We start from the raw sequence: 10,200 nt of genomic DNA on the forward strand, positions 1-10,200 counted from the left end.
GCCCTCAACTATACCAACCTCCCCCGGGAGCGGCCTGAGAGGGAGCGCAATTTCGCTCTTGCTGGCGGGGTTGGGGGATGATGGGTTCGCTCCTTATTTTTGATTTTTGGAGGTATCCTGGGATGCCCAGCCCACCGGATCCCCTCACCCTAGCGCGAGCTGGGGACAGCCAATCGATTGTGCGGGTTGTGCGGCTGGAGCTGCTGCGGCGACGCTGGCCCGGACGGGTGAACTTTGCCGATGAAACCCTGCACATCCACCTCACCGGATCCCTGCCCCAACAGCCATCTCTGCTCGTTGCCCAACTGTTTTTGATGGTGCAGCAACTGCGGATCCCGCGGCTGAAGCAAGTGGAAATTTGTGCTTACCGCGGCTCCCAATTGCTCTGGCAGCGCAGCCTCAAGTTGGGATCCCAGCAGCGTTGGGATCGCTTTTCTTTCGATAGCTGGGCGGTCAATATCTGGGCTTATCCGGTTGCATTTGCAGTGGCCCTGCTGGTAAACAACGTTGGCTTGTTGCAGGTGTTGCATTTGCCTTTACACATCTGGATTCACGAGTTTGGCCATGCCACCATTGCCTGGTGGAGCGGACATCCAGCTTTGCCCCTGCCCTTTGGCTGGACCAGCATCAGCTCAAAAGAGGATCCCTTTGTATACTTTGGGATCCTTTTTTTGCTGGCTTTGCTGTTCCGGTCAGCCCGCAAGGAACGGATCCGATGGCTGCAGGCGTTGGCTATTTTTCTGGCCTTGTTGCAGTTTTATATGACTTGGCTGCTGCCCAATCGTACCAAAGAGCTGCTGATTACCTTTGGCGGCGTTGGCGGTGAGTTTTATCTCAGCACCTTTTTAATAGCCAGCTTTTATCTTCGCTTGCCGGATCGTTGGCGATGGGATTTTTGGCGATTCATAGTGTTGGGAATTGCAGCCAGCAGCCTATGGAAAAGCTTTTGGCAGTGGCACACTATCCAATTGGGCCTGAACCAGATCCCTTGGGGAACTCTGTTTGGCGGGCAAGGAGATGCCAGTGGGGATATGAACCGCCTAAACTACGAGTTTGGCTGGAGTACCGATCGAATTATCCAAACCTACACTTTTTTGGGAAATTTGTGTGCCTTAGTCGTATTGAGCCTCTATGTCATATTCCTATTGCGGGCAAACGATGAGATTTGGCTCTACCTGCGAGCAAGGCTCATCCTTTGGATGAATGGTTTGGGACACTTCGGCTCAGGCAAATGTCCTTAACAGCTTTTTCCAGCGTTATCTACTCCAGCCAAGGGAGCTACATCCCTCACCCCCAGCCCCTCTCCCAGAGGGAGAGGGGAGATCGACATAACGAGCCGTTTCATGGCTCTTGGAAATGGCCAGAACTTGATCGGATCCAGAAGGTGTTTTCAGACCGGCGATGGTCTGTCGAGCATTCGCTCTATGCTGAGGGATAGATGCACAGCAGCGGTGCCTTGCAATGTCAACCCCTTTCCCTTGGCCCTACCGCACCCCAGGGATCCCGGATTCTGCCTTTGAACGCATTCCAGGGATCCCGATGAGCCCTCGCGAGGTGCGCGTGTTGGTGCTGAGCCAGTTGCGCCTGGGAGAGAACCACTGCTTGTGGGATATTGGCGCCGGAACGGGCACGATTGCCATTGAAGCGGCTGTTCTGTGCCCCAAGGCTCGCGTGATCGCCATCGAGCGAGACGCAGAGGTGGTCAGCTTGATCGAGAGCAATTGTGAGAAATTTGGCCTCACCAACGTGCAAGTGATTCAAGGTACTGCCCCCGATTGTTTGCAACACCTTTCTCCTGCACCGGATCGCATCTGCATTGAGGGAGGCCATCCCCTACGGGAGATCCTGGAAGCCTGCTGGAGCCATCTCAATCCCAACGGACGGATCGTGGCGACAACCAACTCTTTGGATGGGCTCTACGGCCTCTCCGCCGGTCTGGCTGCTGTGCGGGCTCATCATGTGGAGGTCATTCAATCGGCGGTGAACCGTCTGGAACACCGCGGTCGGACTCAAATGTTGCTGCCGCTGGATCCCACTTTTGTTTTAAGCGGAGAAAAAATGAGCTAAGTTTTATATAACCTGTTTACATTTTTTGGTAAATCTTTTCTCAAAGCGACAGACAAAATTAGATAGGTTCATCTCAGCTATCCTGAACCAGTAAGAAGGATGGGCCCATTCCAAACCTTAAGCTATGCCGATATTTCTCGAACTCAAACTCAAATCTGCTCTTATACCAGATTAAGAGAGCTGGGAAACCCCAATGGCTATGGACCAATTCCAACACCCCTTTCAGGAGTCACGGGAAGTCAAGCTGCGGCAACTGTTGATTCGAGAGCGCTGGCCGGAAATGCTGAAGGGCTGCCGGGCTTGCATCCATTGGGACGACTTCAAGCGACCGGAATGCTGTGGTGACTGCGGCATTGGGGATCGGCGCAGACAAGAGATAGCCAGAGAGAGCCCGCCCAGCAAATCCTCAGGAACTTAGGGATCCCAGCCGCTGTTGTGGCTTGTAGTAACGAGCGCCTCTCCCAGGATAGCTATGTCGTGGATCCCTAGAAAGACCCTCTTGGCCCACCTCTCAGAAGCCCATCCCAGGCCACCTCAACAGCAGCACCGGGATCTCTGTAAAGCTTTATACCCAAAATTCAGCGACAGGGTCGGCGACAACCCTCAAACCCTGATTCTTCCGCTGACCTGGTCAATCTTTTGCTGGATCTCGGCGGTCGCTTCCCTGCGGGGAAGTGGAATTCATGGAAAGAACTAGGGCCGCCAGGGAAACTGGCGAAAGTTGGGAGGGCGCTTCTCCAAGAAGGCGCGTTTGCCCTCGGCAGCTTCCTCGGTCATGTAGTACAGCAGCGTCGCGTCCCCGGCCAGCTCCTGCAGCCCCATCTGGCCGTCGCAATCGGCGTTGAAAGCTGCTTTGAGGCAGCGGATGGCCAAGGGGCTGTGCTGGAGGATCTCCCGCGCCCAGCGGATCCCTTCTGCCTCTAGTTCCTCCACGGGCACCACTGCATTGACCAGGCCCATCTCCAACGCCTGTGCGGCTGTGTACTGGCGGCAGAGAAACCAGATTTCGCGCGCTTTTTTTTGCCCCACCACCCGTGCCAGGTAGCTGGCCCCAAAGCCGCCGTCGAAGCTGCCCACCCGCGGCCCGGTCTGGCCAAAGATGGCGTTGTCGGCGGCAATGGTTAGATCGCAGACGAGATGCAAAACATGGCCCCCGCCAATGGCGTAGCCGGCCACCAGCGCAATCACCACTTTGGGCAAGGAGCGGATGATGCGCTGCAGATCCAGGACATTAAGACGCGGGATCCCGGCCTCGTCCAGGTAGCCGGCCTCCCCCCGCACGCTCTGATCCCCGCCGGCACAAAAGGCATATTTTCCATCCGTATGCGGCCCGGCGCCCGTCAAGAGCACGACTCCAATATTAGGATCCTCCCGCGCATCCAGAAAGGCGTCGATCATCTCGGCAACCGTCTTGGGGCGGAAGGCATTGCGTTTGTGGGGCCGGTTGAGGGTGATCTTGGCGATGCCGTCGGTTTTTTCGTAGAGGATGTCTTCGTAGAGCTTGGCCGTCTGCCACATGGTGTCTTGGGGGTTCCTTTTCTTTGCCAATCCCTGCCCATTATCCGCGCTAACCGTCTGCCTGAACGAGGGATCCCAACAGCCCTTCCAGGGTGTACTCCTGCGCCTCAACATCCACCCGCCCCAAGATCTGCTTGCAGGTTGCTGCCGTTTTGGGGCCGATGGCCGCAATCTGCACGGGCGGATCCCAGACTTCAGGGCCTAGCCCCGCCTGGCGCAGGAGATGGGCAAAATGCTGCACGGTTTTGGAGCTGGCAAAGGTGAGGATATCCACCTGGCGCTCTTTGAGGGCCTCGAGCACTTGGGGATCCGCTGCTGCCGGACAGGCCGACTGGTAGGCCGCCACCTCCACCACCTCGGCTCCGCGTTGCCGCAGCCCCTGCACCAGCTCCTCCCGTCCTCCGGATTCGACGCGGGGAAAGAGGATGCGCTGTCCCTGCACTGGCTCCGGCCAAATGGGCAGCAGGGCCTCGGCCACAAACTCAGAGGGCAGCAAATCTGGGCGGATGCCGTACTGGGCCAGTACCGCCGCCGTTTTGGATCCCACCACTGCCACCCGCACAGGGTGGAGCGCCCGGCTGTCTCGCCCCTGCTGCTGCAACCGCTCGAAAAAAGCCTGCACGCCGTTGGCCGAAGTCAGCAGCAGCCAATCGAATTTCTCCAGGTCGGCAATGGCTGCGTCCAAGGGATCCCAGCTTGTAGGCGGCTGGATGACCAGGGCGGGCATTTCCAGCACCCGCGCCCCCTGAGCCTGCAGCAGCTCGCGCCAAGCCGGCGACTGCCCCTCGGAACGGGTGACCAGCACCGTTTTGCCTGCCAAAGGAGCCGGTGGCGGTAACGGTGGGATCCCTGGCAAAAACTCCTGCCGCAGCCGCACCACCTCGCCCACCACCAGCAGGCCAGGCAGCTTTTCTGGCTCCAACCCTTCCCCCTGTTGCAGCTCTGCCAGGGTGCCCACCCAAACCTGCTGCTCCGCCTGCCCCGCCCCCCAGATCACGGCTACGGCTCGCTCCGGTGGGATCCCGGCTGCCACCAACTGGGCCGCAATCTGCTGCCGCTGCCGGGATCCCATCAAGATCACCAACGTATCCAACTGGGCCAGAGCGCCCCAGGGCAGGGGCTCCAGCTCATGGGCGGTCAGCACGGCAAAGGCGCGGCTCAAGTGCTTATCGGTCAGAGGGATCCCTGCCCACAAAGGGCCGGCCAGGGCCGACGACAAGCCTGGCCAGATCTCAAACGGGCAGCCCGCCTCCCGCAGGGCCTGCACCTCCTCGCGGGCACGGCCAAAGATCAAGGGATCCCCCGCCTTGAGGTGAACCACCTGCTTCCCTTCCCGGCAGCGCTGGATGAGCCAGCGGATGCCCTCCTGCAAGCTCGCTGCTTCGGAACGTCGCCACGCCTGCGCCTGGGGGGGCAACTCCGCCAACAAGCGCTCGTCCACCAGCTCATCCACCCAAACGGCCTCAGCCCGCCGCAAGATCTCCAGCGCCCCTTGCGTCAGGCCGTCCCGCCCACCCAGCCCCGCCCCCACCAGATACACCTTGCCCATGCCGCACCCCTTCTCTTGCCCTCTACCTGTTGATCCTGCCGCAAAAGCGGGATCCCGCTCCCTTTGCAACTGTAGTCATTTCAAATAGCAACGAAGCGTTTCTCTACGTCGTCATTGACGTCGTTATTGCTCCGCAACGCTGTCGCGAACGCGCCGCTCTAACTCCCCTCTCCCTCTGGGAGAGGGGCCGGGGGTGAGGGATGGGAGAGGGGCCGGGGGTGAGGGATGGGAGAGGAGAGATACCGACATCCGGCTAGGGGCTATTTGGGCCAAGCTGAGGCAAAAACCACCTGCTTGCGAGATACTGAAAGCGTTGCAGTCTGAGGATCCCTGCCCATGGCTAGTGTGACTGCAGAGCTCTGGCCCCGACGGCGCTTTTTGGCCAGTGGAGCTGCTCTAGTGACAGCAGCAGCGGGATCCCGCCGCTCCAGATCCCGGCCCCTGCGCCTGGTGACCAACTGGTATGCTCAGGCGGAGCATGGCGGCTTCTACCAGGCCCTGGCCCTGGGTATCTACGCCGACTACGGCCTGCAGGTGGAAATCCGCATGGGGGGAACGGCAGTTAACGTGCTGCAACTGCTGGCTGGAGGAGCAGCGGACTTTGTCCTCGGCGGCAGCCCCGACGCCCTGGCGGCCTTGCAATCAGGGATCCCCGTGCTCACCGTGGCCGCCTTTTTCCAGAAGGATCCCCAGTGTCTTTTGGTCCATCCGGGCGTGGGCATCGAGCGCCTGGAAGACTTGCGGGGCAAGCCCATCTGGGTCTCTCCGGGAGCCAACCTCACCTACTGGCCTTTCTTGCGGGCCAAGTTCGGCTTCAGCGACGAGCAAAAGCGCCCCTACAACCTCAGCCTCGCCCCCTTCCTGCTGGACAAATCCTCTGCCCAGCAGGGCTATGTCACCTCCGAGCCCTTCCGCGTGCGCCAGGAGGGCGGCTTTGATCCTGTTGTCTTCCTGCTGGCCGACTACGGCTATTCCCCTTATGCCACCACGCTGGAGACCACCCGCCCCTTTGCCGAACAGCACCCGGAGGAGGTGCGAAAATTTGTGGCCGCCTCCATCGCGGGCTGGCAAAGCTACCTGGAGGATCCCCGCCCCGGCAACCGCCTCATCCGCCAAGACAACCCCAACATGAGCGAGGCCCTTCTGGCCTATGCCCACCAAGCCCTAAAAGACTACGGCCTCCTCACTGCCGGCGACGCGGCCACCCTGGGGATCGGTGCCATGACCCACCAGCGCTGGCAGACCTATTTTCAGGAAATGGTGGCCCTGGGAATTGTCGAAGCTGGCCTGAATGCCCGCCAAGCCTACAGCCTCGACTTTCTTCCCGCTCCCGCCGCCTGAGTTACATCACCGCCAAGCTCTGCAGCCGCGGGGATCCCTGCATCGCCAGCTCATGGCGCCGGTGCATCTGCTCCGTCAGCAGGTAGGCCAGAGGCGGGCAGCCGCTCAGCCGCTGCCGCGGGTGGGGCAGTTGGTCGTTGCCGAAGGTGTGGCGGTACTCCTCCGAGTCGATAAAGGCATTGACCATGGCTTGAAAGCCCTGGTGGAGCAAGATGTCGTGGTAGGCGGCCACCTCCTCCTTGCTGGCCGGGGCCCGCCCCAAAAAGTGCTTAAAACCCTGCTCCACGCAGCGGGTGTTGCAGCCGGCACTGAAAAAGAGCTGCCGGTAGAGCCGGGATCCCCCAATTTGGCGAACCAACCGCTTGATCCCAATCCGACCCCGCAGAAAGTCCTGCTCGATTTTTTCCAGCTCTCCCGCCTTCTCGTGCTGGTAGGGCTGGCGTTCCAAAAGCTGTTGGTAGGCAGCCCGCAACAGGTTTTGCAACGTTTGCGGATCCCGCTGGCGTAGTTCCATAGCGATAGCTCCCAAGCAACGCGACCGACAAAAAGCGAACAAAAACCGATTAGACAAGAGGTCAACTTAAAGAAACAATGAAGATAGGGTTGCTCGATACACTTTTACAGTCGGCATTAACCAGATCCGAAAATTGTCAATGCCAACCCAAAATCCAATCGAGCAAAAGCCCTACTCAAGATTTATCTTGTCGATAAGTTGAACTGGGGAAGCTTGCGATAAATGTTTACAAGAAGGCCCCCAGTTTTTTCGAGTTTATGTGATTCTACTTTCCAGCTTTCTACATGGAGAAAATTTCCGTATTTATTCGTAGTTAAAGATTATGACATTTTGATTCTCTCAGCCTGGCCAAAATCCAGAATACGAGTAGGAACTGATTTTTCGCTTGTATTGCTTTTGCGGCAGGGCGTATCTGCCGGCAGAGTTTTTGTCTGCCTTGAAGTTGGGGATCCCACCTATGGTGAAACAAATCCGGCTAGATCCTCTATCCCGTGTCTCGGAGGTGGATACCTACAGCAATCTGCTGTCGGCCATTTTGTCGGAGGAGCTCCATGTCTCCAAGGAATGTAACGGCCGCGGCCTCTGCGCCACCTGTCATGTCTACGTCAAGGAGGGCATGGAGAGCCTCACCCCCATCACCCCCCGCGAGGCCAAAACCCTGGAGACGATCACCAGCGCCCGCAGCAATTCCCGCTTGGCCTGTCAGGCACGGGTGGTGGCCGATGGGGTGGTGGTGGAGCTGCCGCCGGGGATGTACGTGAACTCGCTGAAGGATATCGAGGTGCTCATCGGTCGGCGGGCCGAACAAGACTTGCTGCACCCCCGAACAGGGCGCGTTTTGGTGGAGGAGGGCAAGATCATCACCCGTTCCACGATCAAGCAACTGGAAAACGAAGACTTCCGCATCATCGGCAGCACTCTTGCCCAGACCCGCGAGGCCTAAGGGATCCCAACACTCTGCTTGGGTTCCTGCTGTAGTAGATCACGGCTCAGTTTTGTTGAGGAGAAAGCCATGGCCAGCGTTACCACTCGACCGGATCCCCGTCCCGCAGTCACCATGCCGGTGGGCCGCGACAAGCACGCCCACTACAGCTACCGCGATTTCTTCCGCTTTAACCGAGAGCAAGGCACGATCATCGACTGGAACAACACCCAAAACCTGCTGCTCAGCGAAGACTTCATTGTCGGCCTGCAGGCGGGCCTAGAGCGGGAAGTGGGCGATGCCTCTGCGGCGGTGATGTACACCATCGGCAGAGACTGGGGCAGCCGCGATGCCCAGCATTTTTCCCAGTGGTATGAGCGGGAGTACGGAGTTGGGGTCAAGCAGTCCAACCTTCTGTTTTTGCTGGAGACCTGGTGGTGGCCTTTTACGGCGCAAGGGTGGGGCAAGTGGGAGGTGGAAACCGAGTCCAAACAAAAAGGGTTCCTATTCATCAACCTGTTTGACTCGCTGGTGGCCCGCACCTTGGGCGATGTGGGCAAGCCGGTTTGTCACCTCTATGCCGGGCTATTTGCCGGATTTTTCTCTGCTATGACTTCCCGCGAGCTGGCCTGCATCGAGATCCAGTGCTACGCCATGGGGGAGACCTACTGCAAGTTTTTGCTGGGCGGGCAAGAGCGCATCGATGCCGCCAATTTCTGGGTGAGCGAAGGGGCCAGCGCCCGCGAGATCGAGCAGCGTTTGCACCAACTGTGAGGTCTGCCTGTGGCTTTTGCAATCCTTCCCTTGCCACTTTGGAGAAACGCCCATGGTCACCCTCAACCTAGACACCGATCTGGACTTAACCCAGCCGCTGGCGGTGTTTTTACAGGGGTTGAACTGGGATAACCGGCCCTTGGCCAAAGCTCCCTTCGCTCCAGAATCGCTGTCGGACTCCCCCCTGTTCTTGGCCCAGTCGGTAGGGCAGTTTTTTGCCGGCTGCAATTGGTCGGGCGTCCGCCCGCGCCCTGAGCCACCGCCGGAGCTGCCGCCAGAGGATCCCTTTACGCTTGAGGATTTTGCCGCTTTGTTTGGTGGAGCCTTGCTCTAGCCCTGCTTTGCCCCAACTTGGGTTTTGCTTCCTCGAGCCGCTCGATCTTTTGACTCGTTTTGAGACTGGTTTTGAATCGGGTTTTTTAAGGAGACCTCACCCATGAATGACCTTCACTCCTGGCCGGAGCGCATTGCCGATCGAGAAGGGGATTACCTGACGCCCGACGATCTGCAGGATCTCATCCGCTACGCTCTCTCCTTTCAAGAGCGGCTGCATCTCTACCAGGTTTTGCAACAGCAGGAGATGGCATGGATCGAGAAGGTTCTGCAACAGCACGGGTACAGCGGTGAGGCAGAATCCTCTCTCGCCCCCACTCAGCGCCTCTTGGCCCGGCAACTGGCCTTCTGCTTGCGCTCCCTGGGCCTGAGCTTGTTGTTGGGGGATCCCTTGCCCCTGCAGCAATGGAGTTGTGGGGCGATGGAACGTCATCTGGGTTTGCCGGAAGCGCTCCAGCAGTTGCAGGCGGTGGTGCAGGGATCCCTGCCGGCGGAGCAGCAGGGTTTGCTTGCCCCCTGCTGGCAAGCGCTACAGGCTGTCTGCACCCCTTCCCCAGAGCGGCTTGAGCCAGAATTTGCTCCTCAAACCGAGACTGCAGCTCCGTCGGAAGAAGCGCTCACCCTGATGCAAATGTTCGTCTAAACCAAGGGGGCTTCCTATGAATTCAATGGTCGCCGAGCTGATGCAACAAAGTGAGGGCCGCTATCTGCGCCCGGACGAGTTGAAAACCCTACACGCCTATGTGGAAGGGATCCCCAAACGAGTCCGCCTCTATCAAGTCCTGCAGGCCAAAGAGCAAGAGCTGGTGGAGCGGGTGATGGAGAAGTTCCAGCCGATGATGCCGAATTTGCCCCGCCAACATGGGCACCTGGCCTGGGAGCGTTGCCGCCGCGATCTCCTCATGGTGTGGCGCTACTGCTGCCTGGCCATGCTGCTCAACGATGAGGATTACCTGCGGGATAAGTTGCTCTACTGGCTGGAGACGATCCTGAAGTCCTTCAAGATGCGTGACCAGTGCCAGCCTGCCTATAAGTTGATGCTCGACTCCCTCAGCGCTGTCTTCGGCCCCGAAGAGAGCGAGGCCATCCGCCCCTACGTGCTCTTGGCCAAGTCGATGCTGGTCAACTGAAGTCAATGGGCTCTCGATCCATCCACCAATTACTGTATACAGCCCACTCCCT

The 10,200-nt window shown here is 58.9% G+C and carries 12 protein-coding genes; 9 read left to right on the plus strand and 3 right to left on the minus strand.

Annotated elements, in window-relative coordinates:
* The first annotated feature begins 122 nt into the window (after positions 1-122).
* The 3 genes from NW844_RS00320 (at position 123) to NW844_RS00330 (ending at position 2,485) form a co-directional block, all read left to right on the plus strand.
* The gene (locus tag NW844_RS00320; protein ID WP_414332426.1) at positions 123-1,241 is read left to right on the plus strand and encodes a hypothetical protein; all 1,119 of its coding nucleotides are present in this window, start codon (positions 123-125) and stop codon (positions 1,239-1,241) included.
* Between the two features lie 220 nt (positions 1,242-1,461).
* Positions 1,462-2,067: a precorrin-6Y C5,15-methyltransferase subunit CbiT gene (gene cbiT, locus NW844_RS00325; RefSeq protein WP_414332428.1), complete on the plus strand. Its 606-nt coding sequence runs from the start codon at positions 1,462-1,464 to the stop codon at positions 2,065-2,067.
* Between the two features lie 193 nt (positions 2,068-2,260).
* Complete coding sequence (locus NW844_RS00330; RefSeq protein ID WP_414332430.1) at positions 2,261-2,485, plus strand: hypothetical protein; 225 nt, start codon at positions 2,261-2,263, stop codon at positions 2,483-2,485.
* A 275-nt stretch (positions 2,486-2,760) separates the two neighbouring features.
* Here the strand turns inward: NW844_RS00330 and menB are convergent, their stop codons facing one another.
* Both menB and cobA read right to left on the minus strand, forming a co-directional pair.
* A complete protein-coding gene (gene menB, locus NW844_RS00335) occupies positions 2,761-3,585 on the minus strand; it encodes a 1,4-dihydroxy-2-naphthoyl-CoA synthase (RefSeq protein WP_414332432.1) in 825 nt (274 codons plus the stop codon).
* 49 nt (positions 3,586-3,634) lie between these two features.
* Positions 3,635-5,134, minus strand: coding sequence for a uroporphyrinogen-III C-methyltransferase (gene cobA, locus NW844_RS00340; RefSeq protein ID WP_414332434.1), 1,500 nt, complete (start codon positions 5,132-5,134; stop codon positions 3,635-3,637).
* A 336-nt stretch (positions 5,135-5,470) separates the two neighbouring features.
* On the opposite strand from cobA, the gene NW844_RS00345 reads away from it, so the two are divergent.
* The gene (locus NW844_RS00345; RefSeq protein WP_414332436.1) at positions 5,471-6,475 is read left to right on the plus strand and encodes an ABC transporter substrate-binding protein; all 1,005 of its coding nucleotides are present in this window, start codon (positions 5,471-5,473) and stop codon (positions 6,473-6,475) included.
* 1 nt (position 6,476) lies between these two features.
* On the opposite strand, the gene NW844_RS00350 is transcribed toward NW844_RS00345, so the two are convergent.
* Complete coding sequence (locus NW844_RS00350; RefSeq protein ID WP_414332438.1) at positions 6,477-6,989, minus strand: phycobilisome rod-core linker polypeptide; 513 nt, start codon at positions 6,987-6,989, stop codon at positions 6,477-6,479.
* 457 nt (positions 6,990-7,446) lie between these two features.
* Here NW844_RS00350 and NW844_RS00355 point away from each other — a divergent pair, with 457 nt between their 5' ends.
* The 5 genes from NW844_RS00355 (at position 7,447) to NW844_RS00375 (ending at position 10,148) form a co-directional block, all read left to right on the plus strand.
* Positions 7,447-7,932: a 2Fe-2S iron-sulfur cluster-binding protein gene (locus tag NW844_RS00355; RefSeq protein WP_414332440.1), complete on the plus strand. Its 486-nt coding sequence runs from the start codon at positions 7,447-7,449 to the stop codon at positions 7,930-7,932.
* Positions 7,933-8,001: 69 nt separating this feature from the next.
* The gene (locus NW844_RS00360) at positions 8,002-8,685 is read left to right on the plus strand and encodes a V4R domain-containing protein (RefSeq protein ID WP_414332442.1); all 684 of its coding nucleotides are present in this window, start codon (positions 8,002-8,004) and stop codon (positions 8,683-8,685) included.
* Between the two features lie 52 nt (positions 8,686-8,737).
* Positions 8,738-9,019: a hypothetical protein gene (locus tag NW844_RS00365; protein WP_414332444.1), complete on the plus strand. Its 282-nt coding sequence runs from the start codon at positions 8,738-8,740 to the stop codon at positions 9,017-9,019.
* Between the two features lie 102 nt (positions 9,020-9,121).
* Positions 9,122-9,661, plus strand: coding sequence for a hypothetical protein (locus tag NW844_RS00370; RefSeq protein WP_414332446.1), 540 nt, complete (start codon positions 9,122-9,124; stop codon positions 9,659-9,661).
* A gap of 16 nt (positions 9,662-9,677) precedes the next feature.
* Complete coding sequence (locus NW844_RS00375) at positions 9,678-10,148, plus strand: phycobilisome protein (RefSeq protein ID WP_414332448.1); 471 nt, start codon at positions 9,678-9,680, stop codon at positions 10,146-10,148.
* The last annotated feature ends 52 nt before the right edge of the window (positions 10,149-10,200 follow it).

Source organism: Synechococcus sp. H55.2 (assembly GCF_047462495.1).
Classification (GTDB): Bacteria; Cyanobacteriota; Cyanobacteriia; order Thermostichales; family Thermostichaceae; genus Thermostichus.

What these genes read in the sequence shown, in the direction of transcription:
- NW844_RS00360 (WP_414332442.1), top strand. Translation starts at nt 8,002, where the DNA reads ATGGCCAGCGTTACCACTCGACCGGATCCCCGTCCCGCAGTCACCATG.
- cbiT (WP_414332428.1), top strand. Translation starts at nt 1,462, where the DNA reads ATGTCAACCCCTTTCCCTTGGCCCTACCGCACCCCAGGGATCCCGGAT.
- NW844_RS00350 (WP_414332438.1), bottom strand. Translation starts at nt 6,989, where the DNA reads ATGGAACTACGCCAGCGGGATCCGCAAACGTTGCAAAACCTGTTGCGG.
- cobA (WP_414332434.1), bottom strand. Translation starts at nt 5,134, where the DNA reads ATGGGCAAGGTGTATCTGGTGGGGGCGGGGCTGGGTGGGCGGGACGGC.
- menB (WP_414332432.1), bottom strand. Translation starts at nt 3,585, where the DNA reads ATGTGGCAGACGGCCAAGCTCTACGAAGACATCCTCTACGAAAAAACC.
- NW844_RS00320 (WP_414332426.1), top strand. Translation starts at nt 123, where the DNA reads ATGCCCAGCCCACCGGATCCCCTCACCCTAGCGCGAGCTGGGGACAGC.
- NW844_RS00330 (WP_414332430.1), top strand. Translation starts at nt 2,261, where the DNA reads ATGGCTATGGACCAATTCCAACACCCCTTTCAGGAGTCACGGGAAGTC.
- NW844_RS00345 (WP_414332436.1), top strand. Translation starts at nt 5,471, where the DNA reads ATGGCTAGTGTGACTGCAGAGCTCTGGCCCCGACGGCGCTTTTTGGCC.
- NW844_RS00365 (WP_414332444.1), top strand. Translation starts at nt 8,738, where the DNA reads ATGGTCACCCTCAACCTAGACACCGATCTGGACTTAACCCAGCCGCTG.
- NW844_RS00370 (WP_414332446.1), top strand. Translation starts at nt 9,122, where the DNA reads ATGAATGACCTTCACTCCTGGCCGGAGCGCATTGCCGATCGAGAAGGG.
- NW844_RS00355 (WP_414332440.1), top strand. Translation starts at nt 7,447, where the DNA reads ATGGTGAAACAAATCCGGCTAGATCCTCTATCCCGTGTCTCGGAGGTG.
- NW844_RS00375 (WP_414332448.1), top strand. Translation starts at nt 9,678, where the DNA reads ATGAATTCAATGGTCGCCGAGCTGATGCAACAAAGTGAGGGCCGCTAT.